This window comes from Corallococcus carmarthensis (assembly GCF_003611695.1).
Taxonomy (GTDB): Bacteria; Myxococcota; Myxococcia; order Myxococcales; family Myxococcaceae; genus Corallococcus; species Corallococcus carmarthensis.
This window is the reverse complement of record NZ_RAWE01000241.1, coordinates 1-14,598: the sequence shown is the minus strand read 5'-3', so window position 1 is coordinate 14,598 and position 14,598 is coordinate 1. Positions and strand designations below refer to the sequence as shown.

The following is a 14,598-nucleotide window of genomic DNA, read 5'->3' as shown; positions in this document are numbered from 1 at the left end:
GGTGGGGCGTCTTGATGGCCCGGAGGTGGGGAACCGTGGGGGCCTGGTCTGGCGTCACGGGCTGGCGCCAGGCCTTGAGCTCCTCCAGGAAGTCGTCGGGAACCGCCAGCTCCCGGCCTTCGTTCAGCAGGTCTCCCCGGAACAGCACCCGCAGCAGGTGCGCGAGGCTCAACGACGAGAAGCGCGGATGATTCGCATACAGGAACCCCGCCAGCGCATCCCCGAACGCGTGACTGGAGGCGAAGCGCTGGGCCGGGTCAGGGCTCAAGGCCTTGAGGGCGATGCGGTTGAGGGCTTCCGGCAGGTCCGGACGCAGCTGGCTCAGCGGTGGAATCTCGCCGTGAGCAATCTTCATCATCACCACATGCGGCGGGCCATCCACGGGCAGCCGGCCGCACAGCAACTCATACAGCACGACGCCGGTGGCCCAGACATCCGTGCGCGCATCCACCTCCTCCCCACGCGCCTGCTCCGGGGAGAAGAAGAGGTATTTGCCCTTCACCACCCCCGGCGCCGTCTTGACGCCCCGGAGGAGTTGCGCCTTGGCGATGCCGAAGTCGACGATCTTGACCTGGCCCTCGTAGCTGACGAGCACGTTGTCCGGGGAGATGTCCCGGTGGACGATGCCCAGGGGCTTGCCGCTGCTGTCCGTGCGCGTGTGCGCGTAGTGCAGCCCCCGGCACATCTCCATCGCGATGAAGACCGCGACCGGAACGGGCATCGCGGGCAGCCCGCTCCGCATCGCGCGCTTGAGCACCTTGTCGAGCGGCTTGCCGTCGACGAACTCCATGGCGAGGAAGTACTCGTCCTCTACCTGTCCGAAGTCGAAGACCTGCGCGACATTGCCATGGGACAGCGTGGCGGAGATGCGCGCCTCGCTGATGAACATGGAGATGAAGGCCTCGTCGTCCGCGTACTCCGGCAGGACCTTCTTGATGAGCACGGACTTGGTGACGCCCGCCGCCCCTACCAGCTGGGCATGCCACGTCTCCGCCATGCCGCCCCGGCCCAGCCAGGACACCAGCTCATACCTTCCGAAGGTGTCCCCCGCCTCGAGTGCCATGGGACGTCTACCTTAGCCCCAGAATCCCGGGACCACCGAATAGACGTCTCCGCGTCTGTCCAACCCTGTGTGTAGGACCGGACCTCACCCCCTCAGGGGGACTGCTTCGAGGCGCCCGCCGCCAGCGTGACGTACAGGTGGCCCAGCTCGGTCAGCTCTCCGGAGGCGCCCAGCAGGTTGATGGAAGGGATTTCGTTGTTGCGCCCGGAGAACCACGCGTAGCGCTCGATGGCGGGCTCCGTCTCCAGGTAGCCAATGGCATCCACCATGTACTGCTTCTGCACGGCCACGGTGATTTCGTTGGCGGGGCGGTCACCGCACGCGAACTCCGTCAACCAGAGGGGCTTGTTGTACTTCTTGAACAACCCCACGTACCACTTGAGCGCGCCCACGTCGCACGCGTACCAGTGGATGGCAATGGCATCCACCTGACAGTTCGCGCAGGCCTTGAAGAAGGCATCCAGGTACGCCACCGGGTCGGTGAAGGTGACGCCGTCCTCGGTCACGCAGTCGCCGCAGTAGTTCACCGCCGGGGACACCAGCTTGAGCCCCTTGCGGCGGGCCACCTCCTCCAGCACGGGCCAGAGCGCCGCGGCCTGGCGGGGGGTCTTGTTCGCCTGGGATTTGAAGTTGGGCTCGTTGAACCCCAGCAGGTATTGCGCGCCCGCCGGAATCTCCGACTCGAGCTGGGCCACCGTGGGCGTGCCGCCCCAGGCCATGGGCACGAAGGAGACTTTCTCGGCGACGTAGACGCTGGCCGCGCCGCTCTCCGGCTTGGGCGACCAGTTGTACCACCAGCTCATCCCCGGGGAGAGCGCCTTCAGGTCCGCCGCCGAGTGATAGCCATACCCGAGTCCCCGCTTCGCGCTCTTCGTCACGCCGGGGGTTGGGTCGTCGTCTGTCTGGGATTGCGTCCCGGCCGCGGGGTCGCACGCCAGCAGCGGCGACAGCAGGACGGCCAGGGGCAGCGCGAGGAAGAGCCGGGGGGAGCGGGTCATGGCGGGAACTCTACGCCCGGGCCTCGGGTGGGCGTCGAGTCCTTGCCTCACGCGGGCCCCTCGGCCCAATGCCTCACGGGGCCAGCCGGGGCACGAGGCGGGGCTCGCCCACGTCGCGCCACCACGGCGTCACCCCCTCCACGCGCGAGGGCTCCAGGCTCCGGCCCAGGCCCGGCGTGAAGAGGCGCACCTGCTGCTCCGTGGCCAGCCGCACCAGCGTCTCCGCGGGCTCGTCCCACGCGTGCAGCGCCAGGTTGAAGGTGCCCCAGTGCACCGGCATCAGCGTGCCGCCGCCCAGCATCGCGTGCGCCTTGAGCGCGTTCTCCGGGCCCAGGTGGATGCCGCCCCAGCTCGGGTGGAACGCGCCCACCTCCAGCATCACCAGGTCGAAGGGGCCGCATCTCCGGCCAATCTCCTCGAACTCCGTGGTGAGGCCGGTGTCGCCGCTGAAGAACAGCCGGTGCTTGTCGGTGCTGAGCACCCACGATGCCCACAGCGTCGTGTTGCGGTCGCCCAGGCCGCGCCCGGAGAAGTGCTGCGAGGGCGCCGCGCGAAAGGCCACCGGGCCCACGCGGTGCTCCTCCCACCAGTCCAGCTCGGTGATCAGCTCCGGCGCCACGCCGAAGGCCTCCAGGTGGCGCCCCACGCCCAGCGCGGTGACGAAGGGCACCCGCCGCTTCGCCAGCGCCCGGATGGTGCTCCGGCACAGGTGGTCGTAGTGGTCGTGCGACACCAGCACGGCGTCCAGGTCCGGCAGCGCGTCCACCGGCACGGGCGTGGCGTGGAAGCGCTTGGGGCCCGCGAAGGACACGGGCGAGACCCGGTCGCCGAAGACGGGGTCGGTGAGCACGCGCGCCCCGTCCACCTCCAGCAGCATCGTGCTGTGGCCCAGCCAGGTGACGCGCAGGCCGGTGTCCGGCGCGCGGGCCCAGGTGCCGCGCGGGTCGTCCACCGGCAGCGGCGCGGGCGGCGTGCGCTGCGAGCCGCCGAAGAAGTACTCGCCCAGGAGCGGCAGCGGGTTCCCCTGGAGGCCGGCCCCCACGGGGGCGGTGTTGCGGAAGCCGTGGCCCTCGAACTGACGGGAGGCCCGGCTGCGTTCCAGGCGGAGTCCCGCGCTGCGCGCGCTGTCACTGACGGTGGGCATGCGCGGGTGTCTAACACCCACGCGTCCGCCGGGCACGGTCACCCGCCTGGAGCCCAGGCGGGCGGGGCGCCGTCCCTGCGTCCGGCGCGAACAGGGGCGGGGAGGCGGGGTGCGCCTACTGTGCGTCCTCCGGCGCCGCGCAGGTGTTGCTGAGCGCGCTGGACCAGAGCTGGGCGTTCAGCGTGTCGTCAAAGGCGCTGAAGTACACGCGGCTGCCCATGCGGAAGAACTCGCGCGGGTAGGAGGAGCGCGTGGGCCCCTGCGAGGCGATGTCCTTGAGGCGGCGCGTCCCGGCCACCGTGCCGTTGCTCACCCACGGCTCCAGCCCCACCGGGGCCATCTCCTCCGAGGCGAAGAAGACCAGGTTGTCCGCCGCCGCGTACACCGGCGAGCCGTACTCGTCCGACAGGCTCAGCGGCCGGCGCAGCAGCGTGGTGCCCCCGGCGGTGCCGTTCGTCACCCACAGCTGCGTGTCGCGCGGCGCCGGGCCGTTGCTGCCGATGGCCACGGCGAAGTACAGCTTCTTGCCACCCGGCGCCTGGCTCACGGCTTCGATGAAGGGGAACGCCTCGCCCTGCGACGTGTAGTCATTGGGCAGGGTGACGACGGGCTCCGGGTTTCCGCCCGCGAGCGGCACGCGGTAGATGACCATGTACTGGGTGCTGAAGGAGGTCGTCGTGACGTACGCGTAGGCGCCCAGCGCCCCCAGCACGCGCATGGCGCGCGTGGAGCCGAACGACGCCAGCCGCAGGGTGCCGCCCGCCGTTCCATCCGTCTTCCACAGCTCCGACAGGCCGCTCATCTCATCCAGCTTGAAGAGGGTGAGCGCGCCGGAGGTGCGCACGTCGTTCGGGTAGGTGTTGGGGCCCGCGTCCAGCCGCTTCAGCTGCACGGTGCCGGCGGCGGTGCCGTCCGTCCGCCACAGGGAGGTGGCGCCTTCCAGCTCACGCACGAAGAACAGCAGCGCGTTGCCCTGCTTCGCATCCAGGTAGCTCACGTCCACGCCGGTGCCGAAGTCGCGCAGGCGCACCGTGCCCGCGGCGGTGCCGTCCGACTTCCACAGCTCGTAGCGCGTGGCGAACACCGTGGCGTCGTACGTCTCCTTGAAGAAGACCAGCGTGGAGCCGGCCGCCGTCAGGTGCGTCAGGTACGAGTCCTCCGTGCCCGGCGTCACGTCCTTCACCATCCGGGTGCCGGCCGTCGTCCCGTCGCTCACCCACAGCTCGCTGCCGTGCGCCGCGTCCGGCGCCTGGAAGAAGAGCTGCGCCGGGGTGGCGGTGAGCTGGGACAGCAGCGGCGTCCCACTGCCCGCCGTCGCCGGGAAGCCCTTCACCTCCGTGGTGCCCGCGTCCGTGCCGGTGCTCCGCCACAGGCCGCGGCGGCCGTCCTCTTGGTTCACCGCGAAGTGCAGCGCCCCCTTGAAGTCCACGAAGCTGCCCGGCCCCATCGCGAAGCGAGGGATGCCCAGCTCCGAAGGGGGGAGGATCGTCTTCACCCGCTGGGTGCCCGCGGCGGTGGGAAGGCACAGGCCCTCCGCTGTCACTTCCGGGGCAAAGGTAGGCTCCTGTGCGAGTCCAGCTTCCGCCTGCTCTTCCGGAAGCGCCCCGCCGCAGCCCACCCCCACCACCAGCAAAGACATCAGCCACCCGCCGCGCCAACCCATGCCACACCCCTTCAGAAAGGCCTGGGAGGGAGGGTGCGTCGCGCAAGGGGATGCGCCAAGTGCCCCCGGGTCGGGACGTGCTCGCCTGCTTGGACCGACGCGGTGTGCGGCGGGGCCCCGCACGGCGCGGTCGGTATACTGCGCATCCTCATGAAGACGGACACGTTGAAGGCGCAGCTCAAGCGCACGTTGCGGCGCGACCTGTGGATCGCCGTCGCCCCCGCGACGCTGCTCATCGCGCTCGCGTTCGCGGTGACGTTCTATTTCGTCAAGCCCGCGCCGCCCAAGACGCTGGTGATGGCGCTGGCGCCGGAGGAGGGGGGCTTCAACTACATGGCGAAGCGCTACCAGAAGTTCCTCGCGCAGCACGGGGTGACGCTGGAGTTGCGCAACACGAAGGGCTCCGTGGGCAGCGTGGCGCTGCTGAGCGCGGAGGACAGCGGCGTGGACATCGCCTTCGCGCAGAGCGGCACCACTGGCGGCAAGGGGCAGGAGGTGCCGGAGCATGTGGCGTCGCTGGGGAGCCTCGCCTACGTGCCGCTGTGGGTCTTCTACCGGGGCGAGCCGGTGGACGACGTGCGCGGCCTTCAGGGCAAGCGCATCGCGGTGGGGCCCGAGGACAGCGGCACGCGCGCGCTGGCGATGACGCTGCTCCAGGCGAACAAGGTGGACACGGCGCCCACGGAGCTGCTGCCGCTGGACCGGGACGCGGCCATCGACGCGCTGACGCAGGGCAAGGTGGACGCGGTGTTCCTGGTGTCGTCGGCGGAGTCGCCGCGCATCCAGAAGCTGGCGGCGGTGAAGGACGTGCGCCTGCTCAGCTTCACGCGCGCGGAGGCGTACACGCGCCGCTACCCGTACCTGTCGCGCCACGTGCTACCCCAGGGGGTGTTCGACTTCGCCAAGGACGTGCCGGACCGGGATGTGGTGCTGCTGTCGCCCAACGCGCTGCTGCTGGCGAAGGACTCGCTGCACCCGGCGCTCGCCTATCTGCTGATGCGCGCGGCCAGTGAGATCCACGGCTCGGCGGGCATCCTGGACAAGACGGGCGAGTTCCCCGCGCCGCTCGCGGCGGGCTTCCCCCTGAGCAGCGAGGCGAAGCGCTACTACGCGACGGGTGTGCCGCTCTTGCAGCGCTACCTGCCGTTCTGGGCGGCGAACCTGGTGGACCGGCTGTGGGTGATGCTGGTGCCCATCATCGCGGTGGTGGTGCCGCTGGGGCGCGCGGTGCCCGCGGTGTTCCTGTGGCGGGTGCGCTCGCGCATCCACCGGTGGTACGCGCGGCTGAAGGAGATTGAGATCCAGCTGGAGGAGGACCCGGACCAGGAGATGCTCCAGGACATGCTCAAGCGGCTGGAGGAGGCCGAGCGCGAGGTGAACCGCATCGCGGTGCCGATCGCCTACGCGGAGAACCTCTACTTCTTCCGCGAGCACGTGGACGTCGTGCGCCGCCGGCTCACCCGCAGGCTGGCCGGCGCGCCCGAGCACAAGGACGCGCACCCGTTGCAGATGCCCGCGTAACAGGCGCGGTGGCGCGGGGTGGCCTGGAGTTCCGGCTCACCGCCGCGGGGCCTCAGGGGGCGATGCCGAGCAGCTCGCGGATCTGCCGGGCCATCTCGATCTCGGACTCGTGCACGTGGCCGTCGCCGGCGATGAGGGTGTGGACGGCGTCGAGCACGGCCTTGGGGTCCTCGCGCAGGATGCCCAGGTTCGGCGGCGGGAGCGGCTTGCCCTCCTGCAGGCAGCGGGTGAGGGCGCTGAGCTCCGTCAGGGGCACGCTGAAGCCGCGCGCGGTGTCGATGATGGAGTCAATCTCCTCGCGGGTGACGCGGTCGTCGCTGGTGGCCACCTGGAGCAGGAGCTTGATGACTTCGATGTGGAACTGGGCGTCAGGGGGCAGCGGGGCAGCCATGTGGGTCGGGTCCTCCGGGGCGGTCCAGGCTGACCTGCCAGGGGGGGAGCCGTCCAGCCCGACGTCATCGCCCCGTCGGGGAGCGGATGGGGAGCCCGGACGTGTGTCGCAGGGGGCCGTGTCTGTCAGGCCTGTCATACCTCTTGGGAGGGATGGGCCCTGTTTCATCCCTCGTAATACTTGTTGGGTATTGGCAACGGGGGTGTACCCATGGGCAAGGCACGGAAGTTCCTGTCGCGTGAGCAGGCGTTGATTGCGGAGTTGAAGGAGTCGCTGGGCAATGCCCGGACCCTCGAGGACGTCTACGAGGCCATCTCGCACGCGCTCCTCAAGCTCTGCGAGGCGGACCACTTCGCGGTCGGCTGCGCGAACCCGGATGGGACGGCAGGGCTGCAGTGGAAGACGGACACCGTCCACCCCCTCCTCAAGGATTACGCCGAATGGGTGCAGGAGGACTTCGTCTTCCGCGCCACGGTGGTGCAGCCCAACGTCGTGCTCAATGATGTCCAGATGCTCCGGGGGCAGCCGCTGTCTGAGACGGAGACCTTCCGGCGCAGCGCCGGCGCGGGGCTGAAGCTCAAGCGCGTGCTGGCGTCGCTGCTCTTCGCGGACCAGGACTTGAAGGGAGGGGTCGCGATGTACCGGGAGTCCTCGCGGCCCTTCTCGCTCCGGGCGCAGTGGTTCCTGCAGCAGATCATCCCCTACATCTCCCGGGCGGTGGCCCGGCTCCAGGAGTTCTATGCCCTGCGCTTCGAGCGGGACCTGTTGAAGGCCATCGCGATGGGGGCGGGCCCGGTGCTGATGCTGAACAGCCTGGGGCGGAAGGTCGTGGACACGGGGCCGGCCATCCCGCTGCTGGAGCGGTGGTTCGCGCCCCACGAACTCAGTGACGGGGTGCCCCGGGCCTGGGTGGAGCGGGTGATGGCGCTGTCCCGCTTCGACGTCGCGGTGGATCCCCGGCTGGAGTCCCTCACGCTGGAGCGCGGCGCGGACCGGCTGGACGTGACGTTCAGCCAGTCCGCCGTCAGCTGGGGCGGCCGCAACCTGTGGCAGGTGCGCATGCACGAGCGTGCCCACTGGCTGCGCCCGGACTGGAAGGAGAAGTTCACCGCCCAGGAGTCGCGCGTGGCGGACTGCCTCCACGAGGGCCTGGCGAACAAGGAGATCTCCACCCGGCTCAAGTGCTCCGTGGAGACGGTGAAGGTCCACATCAAGTCCCTCTTCGAGAAGACCGGCACCCACAGCCGCGCGGAGTTCGTCGCCAAGGGCCGCCGCGCGTAGCCCGTCAATGCCTGACACCCCCCTCTTCCGAGGGGGGCGGCCCGGGTCCCGTTCGTGTCATCCTTGAAGAGTAGGACAACGCGGGGGAGGTACCCATCATGGGCACGGCCTTGAAGTTCACGTTGCGCGAGCTGCGGTTGATCCGTGAGATGGAGCGGCGCCTGATTGGTGTCCGGACGTTCGCGGACATCTACAAAGCCATCGAGGACGTGATGCTCCTCGTCTGCAAGGCGGAGCACCTCGCGGTCGGGTTCTCCCACGTGGACAACTCGCCGGGGCTGGAGTGGGAGGCCCCGACCGTGAAGCCCCTGCTCCAGGGGTATTCGCCGTGGGCGCACCGGTGCTTCGTGTACCAGTACACCCTGAGTCAGCCCAACAGAGCGGCGAGGGATGGCGTGATGCTTCAGGGCATTCCGCTGGAGCGCACGGAAACCTTCGACCGCAGCCTCAGGGCGGGTCTGAAGCTTCGGCACGTGCTGGCCACCCTGCTGTTCAAGACGCGGTCGAAGTTCCTGGGGGGCCTGGCGATGTACAAGGAGTCCGCCAGCGAGTTCACCCTCAGGGATGAGTTGCTGCTCCAGTCGTTCATCCCTTCCATCAACGAGGCGGTGGACACCGTCCAGGCCTTCGAGGCCGAGCGCTTCAGGGGCGACCTGCTTTCGGCGCTCTCAAGGGAGCCGTGGGCGGGAATGGTCCTGAACACCTTGGGGCGTCGCGTGGAGGAGACGGGCACCGCCAGGGACGTGGTGAACCGCTGGTTCACCCCCAAGGAGCTCAGCCATGACGTGCCGGAGGCGTGGGTGTCCTTCGTGAAATGGCTTTCGAGCCTGGATGGCGTGCCGCCTCCTGACCAGAGAACCCTGGAGAGGCCGCGGGGCCACGACACGCTGAAGGTGACCTTCAAGCCCTCCACGGTCCTGCGCCCGGGCTGCACGTTGTACGAGGTCCGCATCGTCGAGGAGCTGCACTGGATGCGGGAGGAGTGGGCCCGGAAATTGTCTCCCAAGCAGATCGAGGTGGCGGACCTGTTGAACAAGGGCGCGAGCGATGAGGACATCGCCCATGAGCTCAATCTCTCCCTCCACACGGCGAAGGACCACACGAAGGAGATCTACCGGAGGACCGGCGCCGACGGCCGGCTCGACCTCGTCACCCGTGGAAAGCGCTCATAGCGCGCGGCCGAAGAACTCACGCAGCTGACGCGCGTAGCCTTCAGGGTCCTTCTGGGCGTATTCGCCGTGGGCCGCCTCGGGCACCACCCACTGCTCGCGGGGCTCGCAGGCCGCGCGGTAGAGGCGGCCGTCCAGCTTCTGGGGGCCGTCCGGGTCGCTGCCTCCGTTGATGAGCAGCAGCGGCCGGCCCTCCAGCCGGCACATGCCGTCCACGGGGCGCACCGCGTCCACGTCGATGCCGGCCCGGCGCAGCCCCCACAGCACCGCCCAGGTGCTCAGGCCGTAGTGCGAGCCCATGTCGCCCGCCAGGTCCGGGAACGCACCGGCCACCGCCACCGCCTTCACCCTCGCGTCTTCCTGCGCCACCAGCAGGGCCGTCGTGCCCCCCATGGAGAAGCCGAACAGGCCCACGCGTCCCGCGGCCACGTCGGGCCGGGCCCGCACGAAGGACAGGGCCGCGCGCACGTCCTCGCGCTCGCTGTCGCCCCAGCCCACCGCTTCGCCCTCGCTCTCACCCTGGCCGTGCAGGTCAAAGAGCAGGACGCCGTGCCCCGCCTCCGCCAGCACCCTCGCTTCGAAGAGGAGCCGCGTGCGGTTGTCCGCGAAGCCGTGCACCAGCACCACCGCCGTGCCGTCGCGCGACGGCACGTACCACCCGCGAAGCCGATGCCCCGCCGCCTGGAAGGACACGTCCTCCAGGCCCGTCAGCGCGTCAGGGCCCGAGGGCCGCGTCACCGGGATGCGCGCAGGGTTCACCAGCGCCTGCGCCGTGCGCAGCCCTCGCGCCGCCGTGAAGCCGCCGGTGCCCAGCGCACCCACGACGAGCCCCAGCGCGACGATCCGACCCCAGTGGACGCGGTACTGCTTCGTGGACACGGTCAGCTCCGGACGGGACCGCCACCCGCGCGCCAACGCTCGACGAGGTTCTTCACGGCGGTCCCCCAGTCGGGGTACTCGAAGGTGAAGCCCGCGTCCAGCAGCCGCCCGGGCACCACGCGGCGGCTCTTGAGCAACAGCTCCGTGTCCGTGCGCATGAAGAACGCGCCCACCTCCAGCATCCACTTCGCCGCAGGCAGTCCCACACTCACGTGCGCCGCTTCGCGCAGCTTCGCCATCAGCTCCCGCTGGGGCAGGGGATTCGGCGCGGCCAGGTTCACCGGCCCGGCCAGGTCGTCGCGCTCCAGCAGCAGCAGCACCGCGCGCACGAAGTCCTGGCCGTGGATCCACGACACGTACTGCCGGCCACTGCCCGCGGGGCCGCCCAGCCCCCGGCGCGTCAGGCCCAGGAGCACGTCGAAGATGCCCTCCTTGTCCGGGCTCATCACCATCGCGGTGCGCAGCGCCACCTTGCGCGTGTGGGGCGTGTCCGCCTCCGCCAGCGTGGCTTCCCACGCCTTCGCGATGTCGATGCTGCGCTTCCAGTACGCAGGCACGCCGGGCTCGTCCCCGCCAATGAGGCCGGTGGCCTCGTCGTTGGGCGCGTCCAGCCGGTGCGCGTACAGCGTCGCGGTGCTCATCTGCAGCCACACGCGCGGCGGCTTCGTGGCCTGCTGGATGGCCTGTCCCACCACGCGCGTGGAGTCCACCCGCGAGTCCATCATCTGGCGCAGGTTCTCCTCCGTGTAGCGGCAGTTCACGCTGCGCCCCGCCAGGTTGATGACCACGTCGGCGCCGTCCACCTCCTTCGCCCAATCACCCAGGGTGCGCCCATCCCAGGACACCGTGCGCGCCTCGCCCCGGCCGCCCCGGCTGACGAGGACGACGTCGTCCCCCCGTGCGAGGAACGCCCGCGCCAGCAGTGCGCCCACCTGCCCCGTGCCACCCGGAATCACGACCTTCATGGATGCGAACCCCCTCCGTCCGTGTGCCGCCGCAAGGCATAGCGCGCCCCCCGTCCGCGCCGCCCGGTCCCGGACACCGGGCCCCCGACCGGCCCTGGTACCGGCGATGAGCCCCGCTTTTCCCTGCGTTCGCGGCCCGGCGGCAGGTCATTTCCCGGGATGTCCCGGGTTGGGCCCAGGAAACCAACCGGCGCGGAGGGAAAATGCGATGCGTCACGCAACCGGGGGCGCGTTCGGGCGAAAATGGGTCATCCCCCACCTCGAATCCTGAGGCCGTCATGCTCATCTCGCCCCGCCCGCTCTCCGCGCCCCGCACCTCGACGGCCTCCTCGTCGGCCACCAGCCCCACGGCCCGCACCCCGAAGGCGTTCTCTTCGGTCTCCACGTTCGAAGCAGGTGCTCCGGCGAAGAAGGCACCGACGACGCCCGTGCCCACGCCGCAGGTTCCGGTGGAGGACGTGCCGCCGTCCAAGCCCGACCCCCGCTACGACGGTCTGAAGGACCAGGCGCTGATCAACGCGCTGCACGACGCGGTCAGCAAGCACAAGGACCTGGGCTACAACCAGGCGCGGAAGATCATCTTCACCACCCTGGACAACCACGATGGCAAGGTGAAGTGCGTCTACACGGGCAAGGAAGTCGCGACGAACAAGATTCCCAGCAGCAACGTGATGAACACCGAGCACACCTGGCCCCAGTCCAAGGGCGCCACGGGCGCGGCGAAGGCGGACCTGCACCACCTGTTCCCCACCGACAGCAAGGCCAACTCCATCCGGGGCAACTGGCCCTTCGGCACGGTGAAGAACGTGAAGTGGACGGAGAACGGCGCCAAGTTCGGCACCGACGAGAAGGGCCGCACCGTCTTCGAGCCGCCCGATGAGCACAAGGGCAACGTGGCGCGCGCGCTGTTCTACTTCTCCACCGTGTACAACAAGCACATCCCGCCCGAGGACGAGTCCGTCCTCAAGCAGTGGAACACGCTGGACAAGGTGGACGCGGCGGAAGTGAAGCGCAACGACGCCATCGAGACCTACCAGCAGAACCGCAACCCCTTCGTGGACGACGCGTCGCTGGCCGACCGCATCGCGGACTTCTAGAGTCCGGGGCATGTCCCGTCCGATCGCGCCCCTGTGGGCGCTCGTCCCTGGCCGCACCGGTGTCCCCCTGATGAAGGTGGGGGGCACGCCCGAGGCGCAGGGGCCCCTGGAATGGCCCGCCTGCGCCATGTGCGGCGGGCCGCAGCGCTTCCTCTTCCAGTTGCCGCACGTCGAAGGACGGCTGGACCTGTCGCCACACGCGTCGGTCCACGTCTTCCAGTGCGAGAACCCCGACACCGTCTGCTTCCGCTGGGACCCCGAAGAGGGCGCCAACGCCGCGGTGCCGGTGAAGGTCGGCGTGCCGTCCGTGAGCGCGCCCCCGGGGCCGGTGAAGCCGTACGCGGAATGGACGCTCGGCTTCGAGCCCGCCACCGAGGACACCGAGGCGCTGTCGGTGGACGTCAACGAGGCCACCGAGGAGCAGCTCACCGCGCTGGACCGCGCGCAGGCGGAGGCGCCGGAGAGCAAGGTGGGCGGCGTGCCCGGCTGGCTCAACGGCGAGGCGACGCCGGAGTGCTGTGACGCGCCCATGCGCTTCGTCGCGCAGCTGGCCGCGATGCCCTTCGGCCTGGACTTCGGCGACAACGGCCGGGGCTACCTCTTCCGGTGCAGCCGCGAGGACTGCGTGCGCCCCTTCCGCTTCCTCACCCAGGGCGCCTGAGCGGCCTCAGGGGGAGGTCAGGTCCTTCAGGCGCTTCGCCATCATCGTGGTGGAGTCCTCCAGCCACTGGATGCAGACCTCCGGGTTCACCCGGATGCCCTGGGCCACGGCGTCGAGGAACACCGGCGGCACCCAGGCGATGAGGTAGTCCGCCGACTGGGTGTCGGACTCCGGGTCCTCTCGGAACATGCCGACCCAGGTGTCCCAGGGCGGCACGTTGTCCACGTCGAAGTAGCCCCGGGTCGCCAGCTCCGCGCCGCCGTCGCAGGTGTTGTCATCCGGGAAGTAGACCAGCAGCCGACCCCCTTGAAGGCGTTCCCCCTCGCGCGGCGGCAGGGACCGCGGCGGCCTGCCTCGCAGGGCGTGGCGCCGCTCGCTGATGACCCGCTCCATCATCTGGAAGCGGTTGTCATCCACCATCACCCGGGGCTGGAAGCCGGACGTGCGCAGGCAGGTGGCCGGCGCGTCCAGCGTCGCCCGGGGTGCGCACCAGCGGATCGTCTCCTCGAGCACCTCGAGGAGGGCGTCCTGTCCCCACGCGCCATCGGGAACGTCGTACAGCAGGCGCGAGGGGCCGGGCTCACGTCGTCCCGGAGGGCTGGGGATGATCTTCATCGCTGCATGGCCTTGAGCAGCTTCTGGGCGTCCTCCGCGCTGAGCTTGCCGGCTTCCACCAGGTCCAGCACGCGGCGCATCTCCTCGTCGGGGATGCCGCGGGACTGCGGCGGCGTGGGCGGCACGGGCGGCGTGGGTGGCTGCGGCCGGTGGTGCCGGGCGCCCGGGCCCGCCCAGGACGGCGCGCCCCACGAGTTCGCCCACGCATGGGCCCACTGGTTCGCGTGGCGCTCCGCGCGGCGCTGCCAGCGCTCCGCCTGACGCTGCCAGCGCAGCGAGTCCTCCTCCCAGCCCTCCGCCTCCTCGTGGCGCGCACGGCCCGACTCACGGAGGCGCACCGAGCCCAGCTCCGTCTCCATCAGCAGCGTCGTGGCCGCCTGCGGGTTGGACGGGTAGCGCGTCTGCGTCGAGCCCAGCGTCGTGTGGGCGGAGATGTTCACGTCCAGCCCTGGCACCAGGCGCAGCTCCACCGCGCCCACCTGCGTCCCGATGCGGTGCTCGCCCACGTCCAGCGCGTCCACGTCCAGCTTCACCGCGCCCGCTGCGGCATGGACGTGGAAGGTGCCACCCACGCGCTCGCCGATGATGCGGCCCGCGCCCGTGCGCAGGGTCAGCTTGCCGTGCACGTCGCGCAGGCTCGCCGTGCCCGCGTCGGTGGACAGCTCCAGCTCACAGTCCTTCAGACCGGCGATGCGCACGGCGCCCGCGTCCAACTGGAGCTTCGCGCGCACGTCGGGCGGCACGAACAGCTCTGCCTGTCCGCCCTGGCGCCAGAACAGCGACAGGAAGCCCGCCTCGCGCGGCACCAGCTCCACCTTCGTCAGCCGGCCATGCTCGTGGATGCTCACCTCCATCCGGCCATGCGTCACCAGGTAGGGCTTCTCACCTTCAGGAAGCGGCGACACGACGAGCGTGGCTGCGAGCGCGTGCAGCTCCAGCTCCGCCTGCTGCCCCCACGGAAGCGCGTGGCGCTGGGAGCCGTCGCGCGCGGACGACGAGGAGTCGGAGGACGGCGTGGCTTCAGGGTCCATCATGGGTGGTTACTCCCGTGCCTTCTTGAGACGTTGGGCGGCCTCGTCCGCATCGATGAGCCCGGCCGCGAGGTCATCGAGAATCTGCGCCCGGCGCGGTGAGCCGCGCTCCCTTGGCGG

General features: G+C 70.2%; 14 protein-coding genes. 5 read left to right on the top strand and 9 right to left on the bottom strand.

From position 1 onward, the window contains the following. The 4 genes from D7X32_RS37945 to D7X32_RS37930 all read right to left on the bottom strand — a co-directional run. On the bottom strand, positions 1-1,063 hold a 1,063-nt coding region (locus D7X32_RS37945; protein ID WP_147450427.1), incomplete at its 3' end, for a serine/threonine-protein kinase. A gap of 92 nt (positions 1,064-1,155) precedes the next feature. Beyond that, positions 1,156-2,061, bottom strand: coding sequence for a glycoside hydrolase family protein (locus tag D7X32_RS37940; protein ID WP_120607406.1), 906 nt, complete (start codon positions 2,059-2,061; stop codon positions 1,156-1,158). A 73-nt stretch (positions 2,062-2,134) separates the two neighbouring features. Beyond that, positions 2,135-3,205: an MBL fold metallo-hydrolase gene (locus D7X32_RS37935; protein ID WP_120607405.1), complete on the bottom strand. Its 1,071-nt coding sequence runs from the start codon at positions 3,203-3,205 to the stop codon at positions 2,135-2,137. Positions 3,206-3,320: 115 nt separating this feature from the next. Further along, positions 3,321-4,868 carry an ELWxxDGT repeat protein gene (locus D7X32_RS37930; protein WP_120607404.1) on the bottom strand — a complete coding sequence of 516 codons (1,548 nt, stop codon included), beginning with the start codon at positions 4,866-4,868 and terminating at the stop codon, positions 3,321-3,323. 150 nt (positions 4,869-5,018) lie between these two features. Here D7X32_RS37930 and D7X32_RS37925 point away from each other — a divergent pair, with 150 nt between their 5' ends. Then, complete coding sequence (locus tag D7X32_RS37925; protein ID WP_120607403.1) at positions 5,019-6,389, top strand: TAXI family TRAP transporter solute-binding subunit; 1,371 nt, start codon at positions 5,019-5,021, stop codon at positions 6,387-6,389. Positions 6,390-6,441: 52 nt separating this feature from the next. On the opposite strand, the gene D7X32_RS37920 is transcribed toward D7X32_RS37925, so the two are convergent. Next, positions 6,442-6,780 (bottom strand): tellurite resistance TerB family protein, encoded by a 339-nt coding sequence (locus D7X32_RS37920; protein WP_208752677.1) that lies wholly within the window; start codon positions 6,778-6,780, stop codon positions 6,442-6,444. Between the two features lie 210 nt (positions 6,781-6,990). Here D7X32_RS37920 and D7X32_RS37915 point away from each other — a divergent pair, with 210 nt between their 5' ends. Both D7X32_RS37915 and D7X32_RS37910 read left to right on the top strand, forming a co-directional pair. Next, positions 6,991-8,061: a helix-turn-helix transcriptional regulator gene (locus D7X32_RS37915; RefSeq protein WP_120607402.1), complete on the top strand. Its 1,071-nt coding sequence runs from the start codon at positions 6,991-6,993 to the stop codon at positions 8,059-8,061. Between the two features lie 98 nt (positions 8,062-8,159). Beyond that, positions 8,160-9,233 carry a response regulator transcription factor gene (locus D7X32_RS37910; RefSeq protein ID WP_120607401.1) on the top strand — a complete coding sequence of 358 codons (1,074 nt, stop codon included), beginning with the start codon at positions 8,160-8,162 and terminating at the stop codon, positions 9,231-9,233. On the opposite strand, the gene D7X32_RS37905 is transcribed toward D7X32_RS37910, so the two are convergent. Both D7X32_RS37905 and D7X32_RS37900 read right to left on the bottom strand, forming a co-directional pair. Then, a complete protein-coding gene (locus D7X32_RS37905) occupies positions 9,228-10,109 on the bottom strand; it encodes an alpha/beta hydrolase (protein ID WP_120607408.1) in 882 nt (293 codons plus the stop codon). The genes D7X32_RS37910 and D7X32_RS37905 overlap by 6 nt on opposite strands. Positions 10,110-10,111: 2 nt before the next feature. Continuing rightward, complete coding sequence (locus D7X32_RS37900; protein WP_120607400.1) at positions 10,112-11,074, bottom strand: TIGR01777 family oxidoreductase; 963 nt, start codon at positions 11,072-11,074, stop codon at positions 10,112-10,114. Positions 11,075-11,352: 278 nt separating this feature from the next. Here D7X32_RS37900 and D7X32_RS37895 point away from each other — a divergent pair, with 278 nt between their 5' ends. Then, positions 11,353-12,171, top strand: coding sequence for an endonuclease I family protein (locus D7X32_RS37895; protein WP_120607399.1), 819 nt, complete (start codon positions 11,353-11,355; stop codon positions 12,169-12,171). Between the two features lie 10 nt (positions 12,172-12,181). Further along, the gene (locus tag D7X32_RS37890; RefSeq protein WP_120607398.1) at positions 12,182-12,832 is read left to right on the top strand and encodes a hypothetical protein; all 651 of its coding nucleotides are present in this window, start codon (positions 12,182-12,184) and stop codon (positions 12,830-12,832) included. A 6-nt stretch (positions 12,833-12,838) separates the two neighbouring features. On the opposite strand, the gene D7X32_RS47195 is transcribed toward D7X32_RS37890, so the two are convergent. Continuing rightward, on the bottom strand, positions 12,839-13,447 hold the full coding sequence (locus tag D7X32_RS47195; RefSeq protein ID WP_244239411.1) for a hypothetical protein: 609 nt from the start codon (positions 13,445-13,447) through the stop codon (positions 12,839-12,841). Continuing rightward, positions 13,444-14,481 (bottom strand): SHOCT-like domain-containing protein, encoded by a 1,038-nt coding sequence (locus D7X32_RS37880; RefSeq protein WP_120607397.1) that lies wholly within the window; start codon positions 14,479-14,481, stop codon positions 13,444-13,446. Before D7X32_RS37880 ends, D7X32_RS47195 begins: the two co-directional genes overlap by 4 nt. Between the last annotated feature and the right edge of the window lie 117 nt (positions 14,482-14,598).

Bases quoted from the DNA above. Each gene is read 5' to 3' on its own strand.
- D7X32_RS37910 (WP_120607401.1), top strand. From the start codon at position 8,160: ATGGGCACGGCCTTGAAGTTCACGTTGCGCGAGCTGCGGTTGATCCGT.
- D7X32_RS47195 (WP_244239411.1), bottom strand. From the start codon at position 13,447: ATGAAGATCATCCCCAGCCCTCCGGGACGACGTGAGCCCGGCCCCTCG.
- D7X32_RS37890 (WP_120607398.1), top strand. From the start codon at position 12,182: ATGTCCCGTCCGATCGCGCCCCTGTGGGCGCTCGTCCCTGGCCGCACC.
- D7X32_RS37925 (WP_120607403.1), top strand. From the start codon at position 5,019: ATGAAGACGGACACGTTGAAGGCGCAGCTCAAGCGCACGTTGCGGCGC.
- D7X32_RS37895 (WP_120607399.1), top strand. From the start codon at position 11,353: ATGCTCATCTCGCCCCGCCCGCTCTCCGCGCCCCGCACCTCGACGGCC.
- D7X32_RS37920 (WP_208752677.1), bottom strand. From the start codon at position 6,780: ATGGCTGCCCCGCTGCCCCCTGACGCCCAGTTCCACATCGAAGTCATC.
- D7X32_RS37940 (WP_120607406.1), bottom strand. From the start codon at position 2,061: ATGACCCGCTCCCCCCGGCTCTTCCTCGCGCTGCCCCTGGCCGTCCTG.
- D7X32_RS37930 (WP_120607404.1), bottom strand. From the start codon at position 4,868: ATGGGTTGGCGCGGCGGGTGGCTGATGTCTTTGCTGGTGGTGGGGGTG.
- D7X32_RS37880 (WP_120607397.1), bottom strand. From the start codon at position 14,481: ATGATGGACCCTGAAGCCACGCCGTCCTCCGACTCCTCGTCGTCCGCG.
- D7X32_RS37900 (WP_120607400.1), bottom strand. From the start codon at position 11,074: ATGAAGGTCGTGATTCCGGGTGGCACGGGGCAGGTGGGCGCACTGCTG.
- D7X32_RS37935 (WP_120607405.1), bottom strand. From the start codon at position 3,205: ATGCCCACCGTCAGTGACAGCGCGCGCAGCGCGGGACTCCGCCTGGAA.
- D7X32_RS37915 (WP_120607402.1), top strand. From the start codon at position 6,991: ATGGGCAAGGCACGGAAGTTCCTGTCGCGTGAGCAGGCGTTGATTGCG.